Source organism: Aliiruegeria haliotis (assembly GCF_003003255.1).
Taxonomy (GTDB): domain Bacteria; phylum Pseudomonadota; class Alphaproteobacteria; order Rhodobacterales; family Rhodobacteraceae; genus Tropicimonas; species Tropicimonas haliotis.
The window spans coordinates 71,343-97,574 of sequence record NZ_PVTD01000012.1; the positions used below are offsets into that span (position 1 = coordinate 71,343).

The 26,232-nt window shown below is 62.8% G+C and carries 19 protein-coding genes; 5 read left to right on the top strand and 14 right to left on the bottom strand.

The window, feature by feature from the left end:
• Positions 1-64: 64 nt before the first annotated feature.
• Complete coding sequence (gene hslU / locus CLV78_RS20480; RefSeq protein ID WP_106207529.1) at positions 65-1,372, bottom strand: ATP-dependent protease ATPase subunit HslU; 1,308 nt, start codon at positions 1,370-1,372, stop codon at positions 65-67.
• Between the two features lie 129 nt (positions 1,373-1,501).
• On the opposite strand from hslU, the gene CLV78_RS20485 reads away from it, so the two are divergent.
• Entirely contained in the window at positions 1,502-2,611 is a 1,110-nt protein-coding gene (locus CLV78_RS20485) for a THUMP domain-containing class I SAM-dependent RNA methyltransferase (protein ID WP_106207531.1), read from the top strand.
• A gap of 19 nt (positions 2,612-2,630) precedes the next feature.
• Here CLV78_RS20485 and CLV78_RS20490 read toward each other — a convergent pair whose 3' ends face one another.
• From CLV78_RS20490 to regB, 10 genes are all read right to left on the bottom strand, one after another.
• A complete protein-coding gene (locus CLV78_RS20490; protein ID WP_106207532.1) occupies positions 2,631-3,695 on the bottom strand; it encodes a hypothetical protein in 1,065 nt (354 codons plus the stop codon).
• A complete protein-coding gene (gene hslV, locus CLV78_RS20495; protein WP_106207534.1) occupies positions 3,692-4,249 on the bottom strand; it encodes an ATP-dependent protease subunit HslV in 558 nt (185 codons plus the stop codon). The genes CLV78_RS20490 and hslV overlap by 4 nt, the downstream gene beginning before the upstream one ends.
• Positions 4,250-4,411: 162 nt before the next feature.
• The gene (trxA, locus tag CLV78_RS20500; RefSeq protein WP_106207536.1) at positions 4,412-4,732 is read right to left on the bottom strand and encodes a thioredoxin; all 321 of its coding nucleotides are present in this window, start codon (positions 4,730-4,732) and stop codon (positions 4,412-4,414) included.
• A gap of 57 nt (positions 4,733-4,789) precedes the next feature.
• Positions 4,790-8,182, bottom strand: coding sequence for a double-strand break repair helicase AddA (gene addA, locus CLV78_RS20505; RefSeq protein ID WP_106207538.1), 3,393 nt, complete (start codon positions 8,180-8,182; stop codon positions 4,790-4,792).
• Entirely contained in the window at positions 8,179-11,145 is a 2,967-nt protein-coding gene (addB, locus tag CLV78_RS20510) for a double-strand break repair protein AddB (protein ID WP_106207540.1), read from the bottom strand. Before addB ends, addA begins: the two co-directional genes overlap by 4 nt.
• Entirely contained in the window at positions 11,138-11,836 is a 699-nt protein-coding gene (locus CLV78_RS20515) for a nucleotidyltransferase family protein (RefSeq protein WP_106207542.1), read from the bottom strand. Before CLV78_RS20515 ends, addB begins: the two co-directional genes overlap by 8 nt.
• Positions 11,812-12,834 carry an aminoglycoside phosphotransferase family protein gene (locus CLV78_RS20520; RefSeq protein WP_106207544.1) on the bottom strand — a complete coding sequence of 341 codons (1,023 nt, stop codon included), beginning with the start codon at positions 12,832-12,834 and terminating at the stop codon, positions 11,812-11,814. The genes CLV78_RS20515 and CLV78_RS20520 overlap by 25 nt, the downstream gene beginning before the upstream one ends.
• Positions 12,831-13,343 carry a tRNA (adenosine(37)-N6)-threonylcarbamoyltransferase complex ATPase subunit type 1 TsaE gene (gene tsaE / locus CLV78_RS20525; protein ID WP_106207546.1) on the bottom strand — a complete coding sequence of 171 codons (513 nt, stop codon included), beginning with the start codon at positions 13,341-13,343 and terminating at the stop codon, positions 12,831-12,833. Before tsaE ends, CLV78_RS20520 begins: the two co-directional genes overlap by 4 nt.
• Positions 13,344-13,406: 63 nt before the next feature.
• Positions 13,407-14,978 (bottom strand): PAS-domain containing protein, encoded by a 1,572-nt coding sequence (locus CLV78_RS20530; protein ID WP_106207548.1) that lies wholly within the window; start codon positions 14,976-14,978, stop codon positions 13,407-13,409.
• A gap of 78 nt (positions 14,979-15,056) precedes the next feature.
• Positions 15,057-16,451 carry a sensor histidine kinase RegB gene (gene regB, locus CLV78_RS20535; protein WP_106207550.1) on the bottom strand — a complete coding sequence of 465 codons (1,395 nt, stop codon included), beginning with the start codon at positions 16,449-16,451 and terminating at the stop codon, positions 15,057-15,059.
• 110 nt (positions 16,452-16,561) lie between these two features.
• Here regB and CLV78_RS20540 point away from each other — a divergent pair, with 110 nt between their 5' ends.
• Positions 16,562-17,185, top strand: coding sequence for an SCO family protein (locus tag CLV78_RS20540; protein WP_106207552.1), 624 nt, complete (start codon positions 16,562-16,564; stop codon positions 17,183-17,185).
• A gap of 104 nt (positions 17,186-17,289) precedes the next feature.
• Complete coding sequence (locus CLV78_RS20545) at positions 17,290-17,844, top strand: ActR/PrrA/RegA family redox response regulator transcription factor (RefSeq protein WP_106207554.1); 555 nt, start codon at positions 17,290-17,292, stop codon at positions 17,842-17,844.
• 529 nt (positions 17,845-18,373) lie between these two features.
• Here CLV78_RS20545 and CLV78_RS20555 read toward each other — a convergent pair.
• Both CLV78_RS20555 and CLV78_RS20560 read right to left on the bottom strand, forming a co-directional pair.
• Positions 18,374-19,030: a peroxiredoxin gene (locus CLV78_RS20555; RefSeq protein ID WP_106207558.1), complete on the bottom strand. Its 657-nt coding sequence runs from the start codon at positions 19,028-19,030 to the stop codon at positions 18,374-18,376.
• A gap of 187 nt (positions 19,031-19,217) precedes the next feature.
• On the bottom strand, positions 19,218-19,814 hold the full coding sequence (locus tag CLV78_RS20560; protein ID WP_106207560.1) for an HD domain-containing protein: 597 nt from the start codon (positions 19,812-19,814) through the stop codon (positions 19,218-19,220).
• Between the two features lie 184 nt (positions 19,815-19,998).
• On the opposite strand from CLV78_RS20560, the gene ahcY reads away from it, so the two are divergent.
• Positions 19,999-21,387 carry an adenosylhomocysteinase gene (gene ahcY / locus CLV78_RS20565; protein ID WP_106207562.1) on the top strand — a complete coding sequence of 463 codons (1,389 nt, stop codon included), beginning with the start codon at positions 19,999-20,001 and terminating at the stop codon, positions 21,385-21,387.
• Here the strand turns inward: ahcY and CLV78_RS20570 are convergent.
• Positions 21,381-23,453, bottom strand: coding sequence for an acyltransferase family protein (locus tag CLV78_RS20570; protein WP_106207563.1), 2,073 nt, complete (start codon positions 23,451-23,453; stop codon positions 21,381-21,383). The two genes, ahcY and CLV78_RS20570, sit on opposite strands and share 7 nt — an antisense overlap.
• A gap of 465 nt (positions 23,454-23,918) precedes the next feature.
• Between CLV78_RS20570 and pta the strand changes: the two genes are divergently transcribed.
• Positions 23,919-26,054 carry a phosphate acetyltransferase gene (pta, locus tag CLV78_RS20575; RefSeq protein ID WP_106207564.1) on the top strand — a complete coding sequence of 712 codons (2,136 nt, stop codon included), beginning with the start codon at positions 23,919-23,921 and terminating at the stop codon, positions 26,052-26,054.
• Positions 26,055-26,232 lie beyond the last annotated feature (178 nt).

Sequence of the window (26,232 nt, forward strand, 5' to 3'; positions counted from 1 at the left end):
TTGTGGTGTCCCGCCGGGGCGGAAAGGACCCTGATTGCTGGCACCGGCCCAGGACCGGATGATATCAGAGGACGTAGCGGCTCAGGTCGGCCGACTTGGCCAGTTCGCCGAGGTTTTCCTCCACGAATGCCGCATCGACGATCACCGATTGCCCGGCGCGGTCCGGCGCGGCGAAGCTCAACTCCTCGAATACGCGCTCCATCACCGTGTACAGCCGCCGCGCACCGATGTTCTCGACCGATTGGTTCACCTCGGCGGCCATGCGGGCAAGCGCGGCAATCCCATCTTCCGTGAAATCGACAGTCACCTGTTCGGTTCCCATCAATGCCGTGTACTGGCGGGTCAGTGCGTTGTCGGTTTCCGTCAGGATGCGGACAAAATCGCCTTCGGTCAGGGCACGCAGCTCCACCCGGATCGGCAGACGGCCCTGCAACTCCGGCAAGAGATCGGATGGTTTGGCAATGTGGAATGCGCCCGATGCGATAAACAGGATGTGGTCGGTCTTCACCGGGCCATGCTTGGTAGAGACGGTCGTGCCCTCTATCAGCGGCAGCAGGTCGCGCTGCACACCCTCCCGGCTGACGTCACCGCCCCGTGCTTCCTGGCGCGCACAGACCTTGTCGATCTCGTCGAGGAAGACGATTCCGTTTTCCTGAACGGCTTCCAGCGCGGCCTTGGTCACTGCTTCGTCATCGAGCAGCTTGTCGGCCTCCTCGCCGATCAGCACGTCGTAGCTGTCGGCGACGGTCAGCTTCCGCTTTACCGTGCGGCCACCGAATGCCTTGCCGAAGATGCTTCCCAAATCCATCGCGCCCATGTTGGCGCCCGGCTGACCGGGGATCTCGAACATCGGCATCGAAGGTGCCGAGTCTGCAACCTCCAGTTCGATCACCGTATCGTCCAGTTCGCCACGCTTGAGCTTCTGGCGGAACATCTCCCGGGTCTGCTCCCGCGCGTCGGAGCCGGCAATGGCTTCGACCACGCGATCTTCGGCGTTGCGGTAGGCCTTGGCCTTGACCTCGTCACGCATGTAGTCGCGGGTCTGCTGGATCGCGGCGTCTACCAGATCGCGCACGATCTGCTCCACGTCGCGGCCGACGTAGCCGACTTCCGTGAATTTCGTCGCTTCGACCTTGATGAAGGGCGCGCGGGCAAGCTTCGCAAGGCGACGGCTGATTTCGGTCTTGCCGACACCGGTCGGGCCGATCATCAGGATGTTCTTCGGATAGACCTCGTCGCGCAGGTCGGCATCCAGTTGCTTGCGGCGCCAGCGATTGCGAAGCGCCACGGCCACGGCGCGCTTGGCGTCCCTTTGGCCGATGATGAAACGGTCGAGTTCCGAGACGATTTCCCGGGGCGTCAGGTCGGTCATGTTTGTCTGCCCTTCGTGGCAATGTTCCGGCCTAGGTAATCATGTTGACGCGGGACGCAACCGCACCGGGCAAATTTCGGTCTCAAGAAACCGGTCGCCCCGTCCGGTCTTTCGCGATAAGCACGGTCAATGACCACCCCTGACTTCGAAATCTTCCTCGTGTGCGCGCCCGGGCTTGAGACCGTGATGGCGGAGGAAGCGGCCGTGCTTGGCTTCTCTCCCACGGAAATCCTCGCCGGTGGCGTCCAAATCCGGGGCAATTGGCCGGACGTCTGGCGCGCCAACCTGGAGCTTCGGGGCGCCACGCGCGTGCTGGCGCGCATCGGGTCGTTCCGGGCGTTCCACCTGGCCCAGCTCGACAAGCGGGCGCGGAAGTTTCCCTGGGCCGAAACCTTGCGCGCCGATGTTCCGGTCCGGGTGGAGGTCACGTGCAGGAAATCGAAGATCTACCACAAGGGCGCCGCTGCCCAACGGATCGAACGCGCCCTGTCGGAGTCTCTGGGCGTCTCAATCGCGGAGGATGCACCCGTCCAGCTCAAGGTTCGGATCGAGGATGACCTATGCACATTCTCCGTCGATACCTCCGGCGCTTCGCTGCACAAACGCGGCCACAAGGCGGCCGTGGGAAAAGCGCCCATGCGGGAAACAATGGCCGCCGCGTTCCTGCGAAAATGTGGCTATGACGGCACCGAGCCGGTGCTTGATCCGATGTGTGGTTCCGGCACATTCGTGATCGAGGCTGCGGAGATCGCCGCGGGCCTGCAACCCGGTCGCGCACGGGACTTCGCTTTCGAGCACCTCTCGACCCATGATGCGTCTTCTCTCGCGGCGCTGCGCCGGACGGTCGGCACGCCAACGGATGTCCGGTTTCACGGCTCCGACCGCGATGCCGGTGCCATCCGCATGAGCGAGGCGAACGCGGATCGCGCCGGTGTGGCCGACTGGACGCGGTTTCAGACCTGTCCGGCAAGCGAGATCAAGCGGCCCGACGGTCCGCCCGGCCTCGTGATCGTCAACCCGCCTTACGGTGCCCGTATCGGCAACCGCAAACCGCTCTTCGCCCTTCACGACAGTCTTGGTCGTGCGCTCAAAGACCGGTTTTCAGGCTGGCGCGTGGGGATCGTCACCTCTGACAAGGGGCTGGCGAAGTCGACCGGATTGCCTTTCCGGCCGGTGGATCCGCCGGTGGCCCATGGTGGGCTGAAGGTCACGTTGTTCCAGACGGATCCCCTGCCCTAGCGGCCGATCTGTACGGTGATCACCGGAGCTGCCCCCAAGGCGGCAGTCGATCCTTTCCGGGGAAGCTCGGCAAGCCGGACATGATGCCACCGCGAAGCCGTTCCCACTGCGCACCGAGCAGCACCAGTCCCAGCCCGAGCCCCAGTACGGCAAGACCGGCCTGGCGCTCCAGGATGATGACGGCGAGAGCGACCACATACCCGACACCGGCCACCAGGAACGACCGCCTGTCGATCACGATGGCAAAAAGCGCCATCAGGCAGAGGAACGCAATCAACGCTGCCTGTGCTGCGGGGGTGTCCACCTCCAGCAAGGTCAGCGCCACGGTGTTGACGATGGCAGGTGCGGAAATGACATGCAGCCAGAAACCCGCCTGTGACCGACGCGTGATCCGGTGAGGATCACCCATGTCGAACCACAGCGCCACGGCTGTACCGATCACCCCCAGCGCGATAGTCAGCACCGCGTAGGGCCCTTCGTTCGTCAGGTGGAAGAAATCGGCGGCAGTTGGCCACCCTGCCCCGCCAAGCACGAGCATCGAACCAGTCGTGACAAAGACCCCCAGCCCGATAAGGGCCATGGTGAACGGCACCCGGAACCAGAAGTAGTGGAGGATAAACAGTGCCGTCGTCAGCCCGGACGCAAAAGCGACACGCACATGAAACGCCAGGCCCAATTGCCAGCCAAGCGTCATGCCCAGTTGCAGCGCGCCAACGCCGAACATCATCACCAGCGCAATGGATGGTGCCACCATCCGCCGCTTGAGCGTGAAATAGGTCGACAACCATGCGGAGACCGCCAACGTGATCAGCGCATAGATCCCGCCGGTCGACCCGCTGTTGCCAAGCTCTGCAAGTGTTGACAGCCCGCTTACCACCATCCAGCCGGTGAACAGCACCCCAAGCCCGACAACGATGAAGATCTCGTTGAAACCACGGAACAACTCGAAGGGCTCGTCCAGCCCATCCATGTTCTCGCGTACGCCGTGCCGTTGCTCCGCCAATGCGAGAATGGAGGCTGCCTGGGCCTCCGAGATCATCCCGGAGCGGACGGCGGCGCGTATATCGTCGCGATCCAGGTTCATGCTTTGATGGTTTCGACCGTCAGGTTGCCATTGGTATAGACACAGATGTCCGATGCGATCGCCATTGCCTTGCGTGCGATCTCCTCCGCGCCCATGTCGCTGTCGATCATGCCGCGCGCAGCCGCCAGCGCAAAATTGCCGCCAGAGCCGATGGCTGCGATCCCGTGCTCGGGTTCAAGCACGTCCCCTGCCCCGGTGATCACCAGCAGCTCCGTGCCATCCGTGACGATCAGCATCGCTTCGAGCTTCTGCAGGTATTTGTCCGTGCGCCAATCCTTGGCCAGTTCCACGGCAGCGCGGGCAAGCTGCCCCGGCGTAGCCTCAAGCTTCGTTTCAAGCCGCTCCAGCAGCGTGAAGGCATCCGCGGTAGAGCCGGCGAACCCGCAGACGACATCCTCCCCGCCCGGACTCAGGCGCCGCACCTTGCGCGCGGTTCCCTTGATCACGGTCTGTCCGAGGCTCACCTGACCGTCACCGGCCACGACAACCTCGCCGTCTTTCTTCACACCGATGATCGTCGTCCCGTGCCAGCCGGGAAAATCACTGTCGGCCATGTCTGCCTCCATCTTGGTCGAACCCTATATGGCCCCGCCCCCGGCGCCACACAACCGCATGGGCAAGGGTCCATGAAAAAGGGCGCCTGCAGGCGCCCTTCATTTCTTTTGACCGAACCTCGCAATCCGTGCGGCTACGGGGTCGGACGAGATATCGAGAGATCAGATCGACTCGTCGATCCAGGCTTTCAGCGCGGCCTTCGGCGCGGCGCCGATCTTGTTGGAGACGACCTGCCCATCCTTGAACAGGAACAAGGCCGGGATGCCACGCACGCCCATGGCGGCGGGCGAGTTCGGGTTCTCGTCGACATTCACCTTGGCGATCTTGATCTTGTCGCCATATTCCACGGCAAGCTCCTCCAGAGCCGGGCCGATCTGCTTGCAGGGTCCGCACCACTCGGCCCAGAAATCCACCACAACCGGGACGTCCGACTGCTTGACGTCAGCATCAAAGCTGTCGTCGGTCACTGCAAAAGTTGCCATTGCTTTCTCCTTCGCATCACGCGTTGGAGCGGAACGTAAGGACGGCCCCGGCGGGCGTCAAGGCGCGCTGGCTCCGCTCACCGCGTCGTGCACAAGATCGTCAGGCAGCGGCATCAGGGTGGCGTTCCGGGTCCACAGTATTGCCGTTTCGACGCGCTTGCCGGGGTAAATCCGTTTCAGCGCAGCGGCATAGGCCCCCATCTGGCGCAGCAGGCCAAGCGGGGTTTGCGCCGGGGTCGCGGGCACGGTTGCGTTGGTTTTGATATCGACGGCCAGAACGGCATCCGACGTGACGACAAGACGGTCAATGGTTCCGAAGATCTGCCTGCCGCCGAGCTCCTGCAGGTCGGCCGTTATGCCGACTTCCGCAAGTGTGCCGGGTGCGAACAGCGAGGCGAGGTCCGGGGATTGCAGGATCCGACGGGCCTCTGCCAGCAACCCCGGGATCACCGTTGGTTCAACCTCCCCATCCAGGATACCCGGGGCAAGATCATCCCACTTTTCAATTGGATAGGTCGGAAGGTGCTCCAACAAGGCGTGCAACCGGGTGCCACGCAGCATCGCCTCCTCCTCCGACAGACCTGCCTCGCCGGGCAAGGCCTTGGCGCCGCCAAGATCAGAGGGCGAGAGCGGCCCCACCGGTCGATCCGGCGTTTCCGCTGGTGTTGCGATCCAGGACGGCAGCGATCGTGCGATCGTCTCAACCGGCGCGACGGCGTCGGGCCGGCTGCCGGTTGTCCATTGTGGTGATTGCAGCCGCAGACCGGTCTCTGCCACATCAAATCCGGGGAATGCCTGTTCGCGTGCGTCCAGTGACCTGAGGCCTCGCTCCACCTGTTCATACCAACTGTCACCGGCGCGGCTGAACTTGCCCGCCGCAGCAACAACCAACCATTGCTCGGCCCGGGTCATCGCAACATAGAGCAGCCGTTGCGCCTCTTCCTGCCGTTTCTCGATTGCGGCCTGTTTGAGCGCCCGCACACCGTCCGGCAGATCGGCATTTGCACCGGACCAGAGCGGCGTGCCGTCTGGACCCGGCAGCAGGTCGCCCTTGAACTCGTGCGGCGCCTTTCGATGCGCGGTGTCCGGCAGAAAGACAATCGGGCTCTCCAATCCCTTTGCGCCATGCACCGTCATGACGCGCACCTTTGATCCGCGCCCCTCCGCGCGCCGCTTTACCTTGATTTCCGTACCTTCCATGCGGGCAAGGAACCCGGTGAGGCTCGGTGTTTCGGCCTGTTCATATGCCAACGCTTGTGCGAGCAGCGCATCGATCCCGTCCGAGGCTTCCTCCCCAAGCCGGGCGACAAGGCGACGCCGTCCATCCTGTTCGGTCAGCAACCGTTCCAGAAGGTCGTACGGGCGCAGGAAGTCGGCCTCGTTTCGCAACTGCCGCAACGCGGAATGGGTTTCCGGATACTCGGCTTTTCGCCGGCGCAATGCCTGCCACAGGTACTCGCCGTCGCCCCGCTCCGTCGCGAGGTCAAACAGTTCCGCCTCTGACCAGCCGAAGAGCGGTGAGCGCAAGATCTCCGCCAGTGACAGGTCGTCCTCGGGCATTGCGAGGAAAGAGAGCGCGGACCGCAGGTCACGTACGGCCAGTTCCTCGCCAAGCTTCAACACGTCGGCCCCGGCGACGTTCAACTCCTGCGTCTTCAACGCCCGAATGATCTCGTGGAACAGAACGCCCCGGCTCTGGACGAGGATCAGCACATCGCCCTCATGGATCGCGCGCGGCGCAAATGCGCCGCCGACTTGTTCCCACAGGAAGCCATGGTCGACCATCTCGCGAACCTGTGCCGCGATCCGGCGGGCGAGCGTCACGGTGTGGTGTTCGTCGCTCACCTGGTCCACAGGGTCGTACCATTCCCCACGTTCCGGTTTCTCGCCCGGTTCGATCAAGGGCCACAGATCCACGCGCCCCGGCATTTCCGCCTTGAAGGCGATGTGGCTGACCGCGTCGCCCATGCCTTTCGTGTTTGCCTCGAACGTGAAGTCCACGGCGCTCAGGATGCGCTCCGAGGAGCGGAAGGAATACTGGAGCTCCAGTTGCTGCAACCCGAGGCCAAGGTGCCCCAGACGTTCGGAAAAGCTGTCGCGCATGCGGGTGAAACCTTCCGGGTCGGCCCCCTGGAAGGAGTAGATCGACTGTTTCAGGTCACCCACCACGAAGATCGTGCGTTCTCCCGCTTCGGCGCTGCCCTTGCCGGCGGTGAACTCGCGGCTGAGGTGCTCGATCACCCGCCACTGCAGCGGGCTGGTGTCCTGCGCCTCGTCCACAAGGATATGGTCGATACCGCCGTCGAGCTTGTAGAGGACCCATTCCGCCACGCCGGGGCGGGCCAGAAGCTGCTCCGCCTTCTGGATCTGGTCGTCGAAATCGAGCCACCCGCCTGCGTCCTTCCGGGCGGCGTATTCCGGCAGAAACGCAGCAGCGAAACCGTGCAGGATCAGCGTTCGACGCGCGGCTTCCAGCGCAAGGAACTCCTGCCGTGCGCATGCGACGGCCTCGGCCATTGCGTCGAAATCATCGGCAAGCGGCCCAAGGTTTTCCCGCGCCTTCTTTGTGATCGCCGTCGCCTTCGGCTGGTGCATGTTTTCGCCGGAGGCATAGAGGCAACGCTTTGCCAGCAGGTCGAATGCTGCATGGCTCATTCCGCCGGCAAGGATCTGCCGCAGGTCAGCGGCCAAAACGACCATTGTCTTCGATTCCATCGCCAGAAGGTCGGCGATCTGGCCAAACGTGCCGGGTTCCAAAGCGGCGTCGAGGTCAGCGAGGATGTCGTCGGCGGTCCGACCCGGGATCAGGCCGAACTGTCGATAGACCTTGTCCGGATCCGGCGGCTTTGGAAGCCTATCGCGGTTCGCGGCAATCTCCGAGGCAAGCCCGGTGAGATCCGGGTCACTCACGAGCGCCGCCATCTTGGCAAAAAGCTCCGGCTGGGCGGACGCGATACTGTCGAGTACCTGGGACTGGAGGCTCGCGGTGGCCTCCTCGTCGAGCTCGCGGAAGCCGGGGCTTACGCCGGCCTCAAGCGGGAACCGGCGCAGGATTCCGGCACAGAAGGAGTGGATCGTCTGGATTTTAAGCCCGCCCGGCGTCTCGATGGCGCGGGCAAACAGGCGACGGGCTTTCGCAAGGGTATCGGCATCGGGGGCAGCCTCGACCCCGAGCTGCGCGAGGGTGCTGCGGAGGTCGTCATCATCGAGCATCGACCACTCGCCGAGCCGGCCGAACAAGCGGTTCTGCATCTCGCTTGCGGCGGCCTTGGTGTAGGTCAGACACAGGATGTTCTGCGGTGAGACATCCGCCAGCAGCATGCGCGCCACACGGTCGGTCAGCACCCGGGTCTTGCCGGAGCCCGCGTTCGCCGACAGCCAGGTCGAGGCCACCGGATCGGCGGCACGGATCTGGCGCAGGGTAGCATCGTCGAATTGGGGTGCGCTCATTCGCTGTCCTCCGGACCGACGCGGATCGTGACGGCGTCATCCGTCAGGTCCCATTCGCCATAGCGCGACAACTGGTCGAACTCGCCCTCGAACCGAGTGGTTTCGGCCGCACGCAGGGAGGTGTACCCCTTCGCGCGCCGCCCGTAGCCGCGGATCAGGTCGTGCAGCCGTTCCCATGTGACATCGGGCAGGCGCCCGTCGTCATCTTCCAGCTTGATCTCTCTGTCCTTCGAGGTGCCCAACGAAATATACCCCATGCTGATTGTTGGGGCAGAGGGCAGGCCCGTGAACGCGTCCCGCTCCAGCATCGCCGCCTCCAGGGGGAGTTGCTTTTCGAAGTGCTTCACCTGGTCAGGGCTCGGTGGGCTACCGGACTTGTAATCGTACACGGCATAGGTCCCGTCGGTGCGCCTGTCGATCCGGTCCGGGCGTGCCGTGAGTTGAAAATCCAGACCGGTCAGCGTCAGCCAACCCTTGTCCTCGGTCAGCACCGGGTCGCCGTCGCGCAGGCGGGCGATCTCGCCCTCGATCAGGCGGGGGGCAATGGCCATCAGCCGCGCGTGCCACAGTGCCTGCATTGCCGACTGGGGCGTTGCTTCGCGTAGCCGGCCCCAGCCAATCTCTGACAGGATATGAATTGCCTTTTCAGGATCGTCCCGCCACTCGGTCCGCCGCGCGAGGAAGTCCTCCATAATCCGATGCAACGCTGTCCCGCGCAAGCGGGCGTCGGGGAGTGGTTGCAGAGGATCGAGTTTTCGAAGCCGAAGGATTCGACCGGCATAGACCGCGTAGGGATCGCGGATGAGCCGGGTGACCCCGGTGACTGGCAACTCCCGGGGTCGCAGCACAAGCGGCGGGGAGGGCGATGGTCGCGGGGCAGGGGACTGCGTGGTCTCTGGCAGTTCCATATCCGCGAAGCGCCGCGTCCAGACGGCCCCACGTTCAAGCATCGCGGCGTGCGCCGCCTCCCCGGTCGGCCCGAGCCCGCGCAGCAGGTTTTGAAGGCGGTTCACCCATCGCGAGGGGACCGTTTCCGCATCCTCGTTGCGAATTGCCCGGGTCAGCAGCACCTCCGGGGCCGCAACTGCAATCTGGAAATCATGGGCGGAGAGGCCGATCCGACGGTCGGGAAGCAGCAAGCCGACCGTCGCCCGCATCTGCCGATTGAGCCAGGTGTCGGGCGCCGGCAGATCCGGCCAGGTCCCGTCGTTGAGGCTCGCGAGGATGGCAAGATCGGCGCCTTGCACGCGCGCTTCCAGCGTGCCCCAGACCATAACGCCGGGATGCGGACGCGTCGGGTCCTGCACGGAAAAGGCGCTCAGGTGGCTGGACAACAGGGCGCCGTAGTCACGATCGTTCAGCACGCCACCGCGTGTTCCGATCGCCAGCAACTCATCCATTGCCCTGCGGGCCTCCCGGCCGGGGGCTTCCTCCCACAGGCCGCCGCTGCCGGACGACAACCCGCCGGCGAGTGTTTCCGCCAGTTCGAGATGCCGCGCAGCATGCTCGCCAACGCTGAGGTCGCGACCCCGCTCGACCGCCGACAGGAGCGTTGCCAGCCATTGCGCCCAGTGCTGGCGCCCATCCTCAACCCGGCTTTTCTCGGCCCATGCCCGCAGATCGTCGGGTTCGGGCACGGCAATCGCCCGGCGCCGAAGGTGAAGTTCCAGCTCTCGCGTCCACCGCAGATGCGGGCCACGCCTGTCCGGCGAAGAGGCCGTGAGAGGATGCTTCAGAAGCACCAGCAGTTCGGACAGCGAAGGGGCGGCGTCGCGCAGCGTGGCGACATGCCGAAGAAACCGCCCGGCCGCGGTTTGCGCCAATGGCTCGCCGGCGCTGTCGTCCGGTTCGATATTCCAACGCCGCAGGGCCGCCGCCACCTGTCGCGTCAACATCCGGTCGGGGGTGATCAGCGCGGCGGTCTGTCCATCCTCCACCGCCTGTCGCAAACGCAACGCGATGGCGCCGGCTTCGGTCCGCTGGTTTGGTGCCTCGATCAGGCTCATGTCGCGGGTCGCGCGGTCGGGATCATGCAGCGCGCGGCCTTCGCACCGCCACTGGTCAGTCACCGGCGCAGGACGAAGAGCAAGCGAAATCAGAGTGTTGCGGTCGGCATTCGGAGGTTTCTCATCGGACCATCGGACCACGTCCCGTGGTGTGAGGCCAAGTTCGTCCAGAATTGGCAGAAACCGGTATTGCGGGTGGTCCTCACCCGAAAGCGCGCCCCGCAGAGCCTTCCACGCGTGGTCGGGCATGTCAAAATCGTAGCCCGGAAACACAACATGCCCTTCCGGGAGTCGGGCAACCGCTTCCAGCAGCAGCCGGGTCGCCCCACGCGAGCCGGTGGAACCGGCGACGACAACGGGACCGGCTGGCGGCGAAACCTCCCAGGTCTTGCAAAGTGCCTTGATGACCAGCCGGCGTCTGGCCTCGGACCCCGGCAATCTGCTGGCATCCTGCGCGAGGTAGTCGAAGGCGGCCTCCACCACGGCGCGCCCTATCTTCCAGTGATCCGCGAACTCGCCCACGTCTAACCCGGCCAGCCGATCCGGCAAAACACCCTCCCCGTGCATTTCGTCGATCAGGCCTGCCAGGCTGTCGGCGAGGTCGAAAACCGCGCTACGTGGGGCGAGTTCCGGGTTGCGGTCGATCAACTGCACAAGCAACTGCGCCAGTTCCAGCTTAAGCTGGAGCGGCGACAACGCCGCCGGGATTTCGGGAAACGCACCCTGTGGCGCAGGGTCCGGGATCAGCCGGATGCTGGGAAGCAGACGTGGAGGCCCCTCCGCGAACAAGGTCTTGAACCTGCGCGCCATCCGTCCGCTGTTGACGAAGACCGTCGTGTGCGCCCAGTCAGCAGGATCCCGCCCCGCCAGTCGCCGTTCAAGTCCGGATATGACGGCCTTTGGATAGTCGACGCCCGGTGGGAGCCCAAAGATCCTGGCCGGTCGCGGGTCAGCCATTTGCGACCTCGGCCAGCATGGTTTCGGCCAGTTCGATCCCTTCCGGGCGGCCCACGTCGCACCACATTCCGTCGTGCGAGATACCGAACAGGCGTCCTCTCGCAAGCATCCTGTCCCACAACTGGTTCAGCGAGAACGAGTCGTCCTTGATATCCCAGAGGTCGTCGGTCTTGAGGATCTGGGCTCCCGTGTAGATGTTCGCCGGACCGCGGCGGATCGGCCCTCCCTCGTCATGCTGGAAGTCGCCCCGCCCAAAATGCCCCCGGGCTGCATGTGGCGCTACCGTCAACACGAGCCCGTCCATGCGTGCCGGATCCCAGGTTTCCGCGAGTTGAATCAAGGGGTTGCGGCCCGTCCAGGCGTAATCCGTGTTCAACGTGAAGACAGGGTCCGGCCCGAGCAGCGGCAGGGCATTGCGCAGCCCGCCCCCGGTTTCGAGGATCTTGGACACCTCTCGAGAAATGGCGATATCCTCGCGATCCGCCAGATGTGCCTCGATCTGCTCGGCGAGGTAATGGGTGTTGACGACCTTCCGAGTCACGCCGGCGGCGTCGACAACGTCGAGCGCATGGTCCAGCAGCGAGCGACCGGCGACCTCCAGCAAGGGCTTGGGACGGCAGCGGGTCAGCCCCCGCATCCGGGTTCCGAACCCGGCGGCAAAGAGCATTACGGCATCGGGACGGTTCCGCATAGGTCCTTGAGACTCCTCAGTCGGTCGGGTGTTGGCTCGGGAAGGGTGTCCTGCACGAACCGCTGCAATGATGCCAGTGCAGGGTGTGTCAGATCCTGCTGCAAATAGGCCCAGACCCGAGGGATCAGGTCGACGTAGTGCCCTTTGCCAAAATGCATGGAGAGCCGCGCAAAAACACCCAGAATCCGTAGGTTGCGCTGGGCTGCCAGCGTGGCGCAGGCCCGCTCGAAAGGTTCGATGTCAAATCCCGCGCTTTTTGCGAAGTGGCGTGTCAGTTCGTGCCGCAGATCGGGCGACACGTTCCGGCGGGCATCTCGCAGGAGGGACACGAGGTCGTAGGCCGGATGCCCCGCGAAAGCATCCTGAAAGTCGAGAAGTCCGATCCGGGCGGACCCGGTACGATCTGGAAGCCAGATCAGGTTCTCCGCGTGGAAATCCCGCAGAGCCAGTACTTTGGGAGCGTCCTCAAGGCTCGCGAGTGCGGTCAACGTCAAATCCGCAAGCTGTTCGGTGTCCGATGATCGGGGTATGGCGCCCATTCCGGTCGCGTACCAACTGATCGCGAGGTCCGTCGCCTTGGCCATGGTGGACGGTCCGAATTCTGGCAGCGAACCAGGCAATGGGTGGCGTTGAAGCTCAAGGAGGGTCTCGACAACATGGCCATAGAGTGGCGCTTCAAGATCGGGTTTGCGCTCAATCAGGCGGGCAAGAATGGCGTCCCCGAGGTCCTCCATCAGGATCAGGCCGTTGGGTCGGTCGACAGCATGAATTTGCGGGGCAGAAAGGCCGATCCTGGACAGATGGGCGGCAACTCGCACGAAAGGATCGATCCGCTCACCGGTATCCGGCGGAGCGTCCATCAGAACATAGGTCCCACCGTTTGTAGCGGTGAGGCGCTCGTATCGCCGACCCGAGGCGTCGCCTGCCAAAGGCGCCCGCTGGGTGGTGAAGCAGCCGTTCAGCCGAAGAAACTCCTCAATGGAATCGTCCCGGGTCATGCGGACGCTCCGGGTTGGCTGGCTGGCTCGGACACGATCGGTTCCCAGCGTTCGTCGGTCGCCGAGAGAGTTGCTGTGCGTCCGGTGGCCTCGACATCGAGGTGAATGGACAACGCGTCCGCCGGGCAATCGGAGCCGAGCCGGTCCGGCCATTCGATGAGACAGATGGCATCCTCGAAAGCCGTATCCAACCCGAGTTCAAAAGCCTCGTCGGGCATTGTCAGTCGATAGAGGTCGGCGTGCCAGATTTCGACTCCGGTCAGGGAGTAGGTCTGGACAAGTGTGTAGGTCGGGGAAGGAACGTCCTCTACCGGACGCCTGTCGAGCGCCATGCGTTCCTGAATGATGGCGCGGGCAAGGTGACTTTTGCCTGCGCCGATACTGCCCGAAAGAAGGACGGTGTCGCCCGCGACCAGAAGCTGTGCAAGATCCCTTCCCAACGTTGCCGTCGCATCGGCATCGAGCAGGTGGATTTGCTTTTGCATCGGAGAGGCGGCGTGGTGGATCATGCGCGCAGCCTAGCTATCCTGAGCCGGCCCGCAACCCGTGCCGTCGCGCCTGTGGATAGGGGGTCAGCCCGCTTTCGCCGGGATATTTGCCCAGACTTTGGTGGAGAATGGACGCGCCTCTTCTCTGAGGGAGAAATTGACGATGGTGGAATGGCCGGATGCTGGCGTGAACCGCGCGTAGAGTTTTCGTCCGGACTTCAGGCGAAGATCACCGGTCCACTCGGCGCGCTCGCCGGTGTCGCCGACGAAATCACGCAGGTCGCCCCAGACCGGGCTCGGCTCGCAAAAGTCCTTCCAGACTCCGATGGCGTCAAGAATGCTGGTGCCACTGCCGTTCGAGCTATTCCAAAGATCGCTGTAGGCTTTGTTGGACATGATCAGCTGCCCACCCGAAGAGAAGACGGCGATTGCATCATCAAGGCAGTCGAATACCGACTGGTTGAGTTCAATCTCGGCGCGAAACGTCCGGGTCAGGGAAATCTCTGCGCTGATGTCTTCGAACAGAAAGGCAATGGCCCCGTTTGGATGGGGGCGGCCCGTCACCCGATAGGTCTGACCAGACGGCAGCGACCAGACCTCCTGATGGGTACCCGACGATGCGGCGGTTTCCATCGCGAGGATCTGTTGGCGCCAGGTCTTGTAATCCTTGGGCTCCGGCATCCTCTGTTTTTCCCGCAGTTTGTCGAGAAACTCGAACAATCCAGGCCGTGCGCTGAGAAACTGCGGCTCCAGCGACGACAGATCCATGAGGGCCGGGTTGAAAAGGGCAAGCCGCCGTTCCCGATCAAATACCGCCAGCCCGGTCGGTAGATGCGCGAATGTCTTCGTGAGCGTCTGGACGAACTCCCTCAGCGAAGCTTCTGCGCGGACCAGCTTGTCGGCAGGAAGGGCAAAGACCAGCGTGTCCTCACCCTGCGACTCGTCGTAGGTGTCGAACCAGATCGGCTCTTCCTCTCCCTGGATGGAGACCGAGAGCCGCCGTGGGGGTTCCGATGGGTCCATGCCGATGGGCCTGTCCGGGAACACCCGCGGGAGCGGCCATCCGACAGAGTCCTCGTCGGCAACGACGCGGTTCACGAGGTCTACATAGGCGCCATTGGCCCACCGGACTGCCCCGCATCCATCTTCTTTCCAGACAAGAATTGGCGCGTCGTCCACGACGCTCCGCAACGTCGCAAGCTCTTCGGTCAGCGCCGCCCGGCTGAAATGGTCGCCATCGCCCGTATGTCCTCTTTCGGGGCCTTCGCGAAAGATGATCCTTGCCAGCCCGTTGCGCCATTCGGCTTCAATCTGATAGCCGGTCCCTTCCTCTTCGAGCAGGATCTTCTGCCTGTCTGCAAGAGCCAGGATTTCATCGCAGAATTCCGGGAAACGCCGTTCGGCAATGGCCGCGATCCTGCCCCAGTCGTCGAGAAACCCGGGGCCGGAGTCTAGCATGGCCTGCGCATCGCGCGTGGAATCCACGACCTCCCGATCACGGAGCAGGAAGACGACAGCTTCGTCCATGTCTTCCACCGGGGTCCAGGAGATCCGGCGTGGGGGCTGAAAGTACCCCATGATCAGGAGCGCCAACAGCGCCGTACCAAGCGACGACGCCACCATGACAACCCCCAATGTCAGATCGAAGGTTTGCATTTTCGCGGAGGGCCTTTTGACAGTCTTTTCGGCCAGACCCTTGCAGATGAATGGTTAAGTCGGCGTTAACTGGGGGCGTCAGCGAACAGGGATCCGGATATTTTCTCCCAACCCATCTTCGCCACCTTCGGCCGAGATCTCGTCACGGTTCCAAACCACCTCGACAATTGCACCGCACCGCTCCGGGCGCTCCGCCTCCGTCAGGAAGGGATCCGAGCCATTCGCGAAGGTCAATGTCCCGCCCGATCGTTCCAGCAATGTCTTCGCGATAAACAGACCGAGCCCCATACCCTCGTATTCCGGCCGCTTGTTCCGCTCTGCCTCGCTTTTCCTGATCCGGATGAAGGGGTCACCGATACGCCCCAGGGCCTGTGCAGGAAAGCCCCGCCCGTCGTCAGATATCCGGATCGAGATCCTCTGGTCCGTCCATTCTGCATCCACCCAGACATTTCCGACAGCAAAGTCCACGGCATTCTGGACCAGGTTTCGCAGACCATGAATGATCTCCGGGCGGCGTTGGATCGCCGGTTGCTGGCTGCTTCCACCCATCGCAGGGGCGACGGTGAAGTGGATTTCCTTGCCCCTGTCCTGATGCGGTTCCGCGGCCTCCCGGATCACCGTGTCCAGCGGTGCCTGGTGCAGGTGCAGATCATCCTTGCCCGCACGTCCCATGCCGCGAAGGATGTCGCGACATCGGTCGGCCTGTTCCCGGATCAAGGCGGCGTCCTGCCGAAGATCCTCGTCATCGTCGAGCTCCTCGATCAACTCGGAACTCACCAGCTTGATTGTCGCCAAGGGTGTTCCCAACTCATGTGCGGCTGCGGCCACAACGCCGCCGAGATCGGTGAGTTTTTGCTCTCGCGCGAGCGCCATTTGCGTGGCCACGAGGGCTTCGGACATCGTGTGTATCTCATTGGCGACCCGCCTTGCATACAGCGCAAGAAAGCTGATCCCGATCACGATTGCGGCCCAGAAGCCCAGAAGGAACACGCGAGGAAGAAAGTAGGCAAAGCCATCGGTCGTCTGAAGCGGAATGAAGAAGAAGCTCAAAAGCGTAACGAGGAGTACAGCCATGCCTCCGATGAAGAGTGTGGCATGTAGCCTGAGCGCCGTGGCCGCAATCGTGACCGGTGCAAGAATCAGCAGTGCAAAGGGATTGTTGAGCCCCCCGGTCAGGTAGAGCAGGAAGCTGAGTTGCGCGACGTCGAACACAAGTGTCAGCAGAGTTTCGTTTTCCGAAAGCCGCTTGTTCTGTGGATACACGAAAATGGCCATCAGATTGGCGACAACCGCGACACCGACCGCCATCAGGCACAGCCCGAGTTCCAGTTTCAGATTGAAAATGACAACGGCGCCGACCAAGGCAGCCAGCTGGCCGACGATGGCCACCCAGCGCAAGTAGATCATTGTTCGCAAACGGACCCAGTGACTTCTCGACATTCCGTCAAAAACCGGAAAAGATGTATCTGACATGCGCATTCCCTGTAGCGACGAGATCGTGATGGCCGGACCCGGATCAGGCCATTGATATCCGGCGCCGGGGGTGGCAGCAAACCGACAGTTCCAGAGTTCGGAGAGAAGACATGAAGACCGGTACACTTGCCATCATCGCCGGGGGTGCAACTGTTGCACTTGTTGCCGGGACGTATCTGTTCGTTTCTGGAGGTGCGGGCGATGATCGCTTTGCGGAGTGCAGGAACGGTGCTGTTGCCGGAGGCACCGAAGCAATCGGCGGTCCGCTGGAGCTGGTGAGCGAAACGGGCGAGACCGTGACCGAGAAAGAGATCTTCACCCGTCCGTCCCTGCTCTATTTCGGTTACACCTTCTGCCCGGATGTCTGCCCGCTCGATACGGTCCGCAACGCGGAGGCTGTCGACGTGCTCAAGGAGCGTGGCTACGATGTTCAGCCGGTCTTCGTTTCGGTCGACTGGCAGCGGGATGACGCGCAGTCGATGGAGGATTTCACATACAACATCCACCCCGACATGCTGGGCCTGACGGGGTCCGAGGCGCAAATCCGGGCGGCTTCCAAAGCCTATCGCACTTATTTCAAGGTGCAGGAGGCAGACGACGAATACTTCCTGATCGACCATTCCACGTTCACCTACCTTGTTCTTCCCGAGGAAGGCTTCGTGGACTTCTTCCGCCGGGAGCTGATGGCGGACCAGTTGGCGGACCAGGTGCAGTGCTTTCTCGACAAGGGATAGCGTGACGTTGCAATCGGGTCACTTACGTGGCGCAAGCGTTTGACGCTGCGGCGAACTGACACTAGTGTCCGTTCGGCAAATTGAATGTTTCCGGAGGACGCCGAGTGGTTGAGCGCGAGCTGCAGGATATCGGTGAGGACAAGTCGCTTCTGATCGTTGATGACGATGAGCCATTCCTGCGCCGTCTGGCCCGGGCGATGGAGAAACGCGGGTTTGAACCCGAGATGGCGCAGTCGGTGGCCGCGGGAAAGGCCGTTGCGACGGCCCGCCCACCTGCCTACGCGGTCGTGGACCTTCGGCTCGAAGACGGCAATGGCCTTGATGTTGTTGAATTGCTTCGGGAAAAACGCCCCGATGCGCGGATCGTCGTGCTCACTGGCTACGGTGCTATCGCCACGGCCGTGGCTGCAGTGAAAATCGGTGCGACGGACTACTTGTCAAAGCCGGCCGATGCCAACGATGTCACGGCGGCTCTCCTGGCAAATGGCGACGCACTGCCGCCCCCGCCGGAAAACCCCATGTCTGCCGACCGTGTTCGCTGGGAACACATCCAGCGGGTCTATGAGCTTTGCGATCGAAACGTCAGCGAAACGGCACGACGTCTCAACATGCACCGCCGTACATTGCAGCGCATTCTCGCCAAGAGAAGCCCGAGATAGCGCATGCGCTTTTTACGGCAGCTGTTCGAGCAACCGGTCCTCGTGGCCGGTTGTCTTGTTTTAGCCGCTTGCAGTACAGGCGCTCCCGACATCAGTCCGGGCTCTGGGCAGGGCAACGCTGCCCCGGGCGCGACACCGGTTTTCACGAACCAGGGGATCGATGTTGGCACAACCGGCCTTGAGATCGATTTCGGCCGCACGGAACCCGGAGCGATCAAGGCGTTGTCGAAACTGATTGGCCGCGCACCAGCGACAGTTGCACCAGCCTGTTCAGGATTGCGCGCGGCTCGCTGGGCGGACGGCACCACGATGTATTTCGAAGAACGCCGGTACGATCCTGCGGCATTCGTTGGGTGGAGTACGTCCGACGGCAGTGCCGGTCGGACCTGTGGAACATAGCGCTCCATGGGCATTGGGTCTCTTCGGCCCGCCAGCCTGTGGGATGCCAGGTGTTCGAGGCCCGAAGCCTCGCCTGCCATAGTCTGATCGCGGTGCCCGCAGGAAGGGGCTGAAGACCGGAACGCCCGCACTACGACGGCTGCGACACCACACGCAAGTAGGGCAGCACTGCTTCGAAGTCGCCATGTTGAGTGCGCGCCTCCTCATCGGATACCGCTGGAACAACAATGACATCTCCGCCCTGTGTCCAGTTCGCCGGTGTCGAAACCTTGTGGGTCCAGGTCAGTTGCACGGAATCGATCACGCGCAACAACTCGTCGAAACTGCGGCCGGTCGTCATGGGGTAGGAGAGTTGAAGTTTGATCTTCTTGTCAGGGCCGATCAGGAACACCGTCCGGACGGTCTGGTTGTCCATTGCCGTGCGCCCTTCGAAACTGTCCCCAGCCTCCGCTCCGAGCATGTCATATAGCTTGGCAATCCTGAGGTCGGGGTCGCCGATCATCGGGTAGTTCACCGATTGGCCGGTCGCCTCCGCGATGTCATCCTTCCAGCGAAGATGATCTTCAACCGGATCGACAGAGATGCCGATAATCTTGCAATTGCGCTTGTCGAACTCTTCCTTGAGGCCCGCCATAGCCCCGAGTTCGGTGGTGCAGACAGGTGTGAAATCCTTGGGGTGGGAGAACATCACGGCCCAGCCGTCTCCGATCCAGTCGTGAAAAGATATCTGGCCTTCGGTCGTGTCGGCAGTGAAATCCGGAGCCGTATCGTTGATCCTCAGCGACATTTCCGTGTCCTCCCGCGCATAATGTTGGAAGGCGAAATAGTACCACCGGAGTGAAGTGTCACAAAATCACTATACTGCGCGCCGGTCGCGGCGTGGATCTCCGATGTGGCCCTCAACTGACCCAAGGCACGCATCGGAGTTTGGCAATCCACGGTCACCGCGACCCAAGGAAACGCTTCATGGACAGTCAGCCGAGCGCCGCAAGCAGTTCGGCGTGTCTTGCCGTATAGGCGTCGCGGACATCCTTTGGCGGCCGCAAGTGGATCCGCAGCCCGTCGATGATCTCCGGTTTCGGTCTTCCAAAAAACTTGTTCGATTCGGCGACCGAGAATCCGGCAATCTGCGTCGCTTCCAGCCAGGCGGATATCCGGTCCGCCCGTTTGATCTGCTTCTTGATCGTGACAGGGATCTGGGCAGGAAGGCCAAAGCGGATGTGTATGGCCGCTGACAGGCGGTCGTCCAGCGCGCCGTAGTTGGGGCCGACCGCTGCTTTCACGGGCGAGATCATGTCGCCAATCACGTATTCCGGTGCATCGTGGAGCAGCGCAGCGAGGAGCCACTTTGCTGGCGCATCAGGTTGCAGCCGACGAAAAAGCTCCTCGACCAGCAAGGAATGTTCCGCCACCGAATACGCGAAATCGCCCATTGTCTGGCCGTTCCAACGCGCGACGAAAGCAAGCCCGTGCGCAATATCCTCAACCTCGATGTCCATCGGGGTGGGGTCCAGAAGATCCAGCCGACGGCCGGAGAGCATGCGTTGCCAGGCGCGGGGGGCTTTAGCCATTGTGAATCGCTCGGGTTGCTTGTTTGTTCCGTCTGACTATCGGATGTGACCCTCGGTGTGTAGGGCGGAAATCGGGTGCGCTGCCGGGGAATCCTCCGAGCGGCGACCGGAGCGGGCCTTGTCGCAGCCGCTTGACGCCGCTATGTGACCGCGCAACAGCATTTCCATTCGCAAGGAGCGCAGTATGGCGCAGGACTATATCGTCAAGGACATCTCGCTCGCGGAGTTCGGCCGCAAGGAACTGGACATCGCCGAAACAGAGATGCCAGGCCTGATGGCGCTGCGCGAGGAATATGGCGAGGCCAAACCGCTCAAGGGCGCCCGGATCGTCGGCTCGCTTCACATGACAATCCAGACCGCGGTTCTTATTGAAACGCTGGTGAAACTCGGTGCCGACGTGCGGTGGGCCTCTTGCAACATCTTCTCCACGCAGGACCATGCCGCGGCCGCCATCGCAGCGGGCGGTACGCCTGTCTTCGCGGTCAAGGGTCAGTCGCTGGAGGAGCACTGGGACTACCTTGATCGTTCTTTCCAGTTTCCGGAGGGCGCGAACCTCATTCTCGACGATGGCGGTGACGCGACGCTGTACGTCCTGCTCGGCGCCCGTGCCGAGGCCGGCGAAGACGTTCTCGGTGTGCCCGGCTCCGAAGAGGAAGAAGTCATCTTCAACCAGATCCGCAAACGCATGGCGGAAAGCCCGGGCTGGTTCACGAGGACCCGTGATGCGATCAAGGGTGTGTCCGAAGAGACCACTACCGGTGTCCATCGCCTCTACGACCTCCACAAGAAGGGCCAGCTGCCCTTCCCGGCGATCAATGTGAACGACAGCGTCACCAAGTCCAAGTTCGACAACAAGTACGGCTGCAAGGAATCTCTGGTGGATGGCATCCGTCGCGCCACCGATACGATGATGGCCGGCAAGACCGCGGTTGTCTGCGGCTACGGCGATGTGGGCAAGGGCTCGGCGGCCTCGCTGCGCGGTGCCGGGGCCCGGGTGAAAGTGACCGAGATCGACCCGATCTGCGCGCTTCAGGCCGCCATGGACGGGTTCGAAGTGGTGCGGCTGGAGGATGCGGTCGCAACCGCGGATATCTTCATCACAACCACGGGCAACAAGGACGTGATCCGGCTCGAGCACATGCGCGAGATGAAGGACATGGCGATCGTCGGCAACATCGGCCACTTCGACAACGAGATCCAGGTTGCCTCATTGCGCAACATGAAGTGGACCAACATCAAGGACCAGGTGGATATGATCGAGATGCCGAATGGCAATCGTATGATCCTGCTGTCCGAAGGACGTCTGCTGAACCTGGGCAATGCTACCGGCCACCCGAGCTTCGTGATGTCGGCCAGTTTCACCAATCAGGTTCTGGCGCAGATGGAGCTTTGGACGAACGCTGGCGCCTACGGCAACGAAGTCATCATCCTGCCCAAGCACCTCGACGAGAAGGTGGCACGGCTGCATCTGGAGCGGATTGGCGTTCGCTTGTCCGAGCTGAACCCGGAGCAGGCCGACTACATTGGTGTGACCGTCGAAGGGCCGTTCAAGCCCGAACACTACCGCTACTGACTATCGCGCGACGACACGCGCGTCTGTGCGGGCCCGCCGGGATCTCCGGCGGGCTCGTTCTGTTTGAGCAATGGACCGGCTTGCGCAACGGTTCTGATCTCGCGTGCGGAGTCCAGCCAACCGGGCACCAGGTTGCGGGCCGCATGTGGGCTCAGGTGGTCGTCGTCGAAGTAGAGCGGACGCTCTCCATCAAGGATCCTGCATTTCGTCGAGCAGAGAACGTCAGACGGGCGAACAAGTCGGGCATCATGTCGGATCGCGGCTGTCAGGAGGAGTGCATCAGCTCTGGCACTGCGGACATCGAACGCCGCGCGGCTTGGCGGCGCTGGCATCTGGGTGCCCGCAAATCGGGATCGGGCCAGTGCCTTCGGGACGTGGAAACCGATTTCTGGCACACTTCCGATCAGGATGACTTCCCGACCACTGGTCCTTAGCCACCGCAGTGTATTCGACAAGCCATGCGCGACCGCACGGGCGTTGCCTACGGGGTGACCGGGTTCCCCGTCGATCGACAGAAGTGCGAGGGCACCCGCTTCTCCCGCCGGTCGCGTGCCTTCCACAAGAAGCGGCCACCGCGCAACGAGGATAACCGTGCGGATCTCGGTATGGGCTTCCAGATAGTCCTGTACGGAATGGTTATGCGCAGCGCACGCCGAACCGTCCGACCCATCGAGGCGTGCGACACCAAGCAGCGGCGCGCAGGCATTCCGGACCATGGCAACGCCGCCTTGGCCAAAGCTCTCCAACCAGTCGGATACCCCGGGAAGCATGGCACCTGCATGGGAATCTCCCCAGACCAACACCTCCGGCGGCTGTTGTTGCGCGCCGATGGGGCAGGGGATGTGGCCAGGCCCGGGACTGCGGCACCTGATGTCTATCTCGCCCCGGGCCGTCGCGTGCGCGTGGACTTGCAAGACGTCGGGCGGAACACGATTGGCGAATCCGTCCGTGCTGGAAACCAAGAGGGCCATGCAAATGAGCAATGCCGCGCTGGACGTCGCGGCGGTGAAGACCTTGGGGCGGGAGATATTGCGCAATGCGCCCTGTCGCCGAAACGGACGTTCGACGAAGCGCCAGCTTCCCCAAGCCATGGCACACGACACTGCAGTGCAAAGAATAGCGGTTCCGACTGGCAATTCTGCCTGCCCGGCGATCAGCCGAGCCGTCACAAGAACAGGCCAGTGCCAGAGGTAGAGCGAATAGGAGATCAACCCGATGAAAACCAGCCCGCGGTATGAGAGTAGCCTGCCGACAACGGTCTGCCCCACAGCCCCAGCCCAGATTACCAAAGCAGCGCCAACACAAGGGGCGAGGGCGGCTACGCCGGGAAAGGGCGTGGATCCGGAGAACAACACCACGCTTCCGCAGATCAGACATAGGCCGAGCACGGCAGCCGCATGGCGGGACGACCGGGTAGCGCGCTCCGGCGCAGGATAGAGTGCGAGGAGGGCGCCAATCCCGAGTTCCCAAGCACGGGTCGGCGCCAGGTAGAACCCTGCCACAGATTCATGCCGCAGGGCCCACACCGAGAGAGCGAAGGACGAAAGGGTAAGCACCGCAATGGTGGCGCCCCACTTCCGGCGCGGCCATCGGGCGACAGCCATCAACAACAGCGGGTACAGGAGGTAGAACTGCTCCTCCACCGCGAGCGACCAGGTATGAAGGAGGGGTTCGAAAGCAACAGAGGCATGGAAGTAGTCGCCGGTGCCTAGCCAGAACCAGACATTGGAGACAAAGAGCAGTGTCGCCGTCGTGGACTGGGCGAGTGCGGTGTATTCCGCGGGAAGAAGCAGAAACCACCCACCGAGGAGACATGCAGCGAGCACCACGAAGAGCGCCGGTAGGATGCGACGCGCGCGTCGCTCATAGAAGGCGGCGAGCGACAGGCGTTCCTCAGCGATCTCTCGCAACAGGATCTGCGAAATCAGATAGCCGGAGATCACGAAGAAAACGTCGACGCCGACATATCCGCCGGGCACCCCGGGAAGGCCGGCATGGTTCAGCACAACGGACAGGACGGCCACGGCGCGAAGTCCGTCGATATCCTTCCGATACCCGCTCGCCATTTCGTTGGTCCTTCCGCCCCGGCCGAGCGCCGGGCAAGTTTCACCTGTCTCCGTTGAAGCGTACCCTTGGTTAAGGCGGCGTTAATCGCTGTCAGCAGGGAAGCTGTTGTGCAAGGTTGCCGAGCATGGCTGCAACACGGGGCTTTCAGGAGCCAGCCCGAGACTTCGCACCAGTGCGGACGGGTCCCACTGGCATGCGTGCGGTGGCGGCAATAGCTCCATCCACAGTATTGCAGGGTCGATGAGTTCCGGGTTTTCTGACGGCGCTGGCGCCGAGCGACAGCCGATCTGCCGCATGTTGCTCCGCAACAATGCACATGCAGCAAGCGGCAAGCCGGTGTGCGCAACGGTGGGTGGTAGTCGGCGGCTGAAATCATATATCCTGCCTGAAACTCTGCAAGCACCGGCGGACATCACCCCCGGTGAAGACATTCTTGCGATCCATAACCGCGCTGGACAGCTCATATGCCCTCAAAAAAGGTACTTTTCCTCGCCTCCGCCAATCGCGAAGCCGGCCTGACCTCCATGGCTCTGGGTCTGGCCCGGGCCCTGCAACGTGAGGGACTGAGAGTCGCCTTCTCGAAGCCGGTCGGGCAATCGCCGCTCGGTTTGAGCGAAATAACCGACCCGTCGAGTGCCTTCGCACGGGATCTGTGCGACTTGCCAGTCACACGGTCGCTGTCTTTCACACGCGCCACGGAGTTTGTCGCGGCGGGCGACATCGACGGCCTGATGGACGAAGTCGTCGATCTGCTGGACGAGTTGGACGGCGACTATGATGTCCTCGTTGTCGAAGGGCTGGTCTCGGTCGAGACCGACACCCTCGCCCTACCGGTGAACGCGGCCATGTGTCGGGCACTCGGCGCCGACCTGATTCCTGTGGTTAATGCGTCCCGGCCGTCGGCAAATGACATGGGCGGCCTCGTTCGACGGGTCGCGCGCCAGTTTGGGAGCGGAGAAGAGTCAACCGACCTCGACGGGATCTATGCCGGCGTTCTTGTCAACAAGGTCCCCGAAGGCACCAACCCGGACGCGTTGCGTCAGGCCATGCAAGCCGATCTCGGTCCCGATCTGCCAATTCTGGGATCGATCCCCTTCGATCCGAGCCTTTATGCGCCGCGACTTCAGGAAATGGTCGATGCTATGGGCCTGAGCGTGGAAAACGCTGGTGCCATGGCGGCCGGACGGGTGACCGAAGTGGTGGTGGCAGCACGATCCGTGGAGTTGGTGTTGCCTTGCCTCGTTCCCGGCGCATTGCTTGTCACACCGGGCGACCGGGCCGACATATGCCTGGCGGCCTCGCTTGCCTTCCTGAATGGCACCCGGCTGGCTGGTTTGCTGCTGACATGTGGCAGCCGTCCGGACGAGTTCGTGAGTGAAATCATGCGGCCAGCCTTGGAGGCTGGCCTTCCGATTTTCCTATCCAATAACGACACCTATCAGGCCGCCGCTCAGCTTGCGCAACTGGACTGCCATGTCAGCGCCGACGACCGTCACCAGATGGAGCGGGTGATTGGCTTCATTGCCGACCGGATAGACGTCTCTTCGTTGATGTCCCGGATTGGGGAGACTGTCCGTCCGCTTCTGTCGCCGCCCGCATTTCGTCACCAACTGGTGTTGTTGTCCCGCGCGGCCGGGAAACGGATCGTTCTGCCCGAGGGCGAAGAGCCGCGCACCATCGAAGCCGCGATCAAATGCGCCGAAAAGCAGATCGCGCAGTGCGTTCTCCTTGGTGATCCGGAGGAGATCGTGGGCAAGATCTCCAAGCTCGGCCTCACGCAGCCGCCAAATCTGGAAATCGTCGACCCGGCGAGTGTCCGCGCGCGCTATGTCGCGCCAATGGTGGAGTTACGAAAGCACAAGGGACTGCCGCCGGAGCTTGCTGCGGAGCAACTGGAGGACACGGTAGTGCTTGGCACCATGATGGTGACCGAAGGCGATGTGGACGGGCTGGTGTCCGGTGCGGTTCACACCACCGCCGACACCGTGCGCCCGGCGCTGCAATTGATCCGGACCAACCCCGGGGCCAAGATCGTTTCCAGTGTGTTCTTCATGCTGATGCCGACCGAGGTGCTGATATATGGCGATTGTGCCATCAATCCCGACCCTTCAGCCGAAGAACTTGCAACCATTGCGATTCAGTCGGCCGAGACGGCAAGCGCCTTCGGGATCGAGCCGCGCGTTGCGATGATCTCCTATTCGACGGGCGGCTCGGGCATTGGCTCCGACGTGGAGAAAGTGCGGGATGCGACCCGGTTGGCACAGGCATTGAGGCCGGATCTGCTGATTGATGGTCCGCTGCAATATGATGCCGCCTCGGTCCAAAGTGTCGGCCAGCAGAAGGCACCCGACAGCGCCGTAGCGGGCAGGGCCAACGTTTTCATCTTCCCGGATCTCAACACTGGCAACACCACCTACAAGGCAGTGCAGCGATCTGCCGGTGTGGTCAGCGTGGGCCCGATGCTTCAGGGGCTTCGAAAGCCTGTGAACGACCTTTCGCGCGGGGCGTTGGTCGAGGACATCGTCTACACGATTGCCCTGACAGCCATACAGGCCGTCGCGCCCGAAACGTCAGTTGTTTCTGATGGTAAGGCGGTCTGATCGCGAGCCACGCTCGGGTCGGGTGCGGGCAATCCATCGATACTCGGAATGCCGCCTCCCTGCGGTGCAATCGCTCACCGGCCGGGTTTGCCTCGGCAAGTAGCCGTCATCGCAGCCGAACGGCGGAGAAGCTGCCCAGCAGGCCACATCACAACCGGGCTCCTGTGTCGGTTGATCG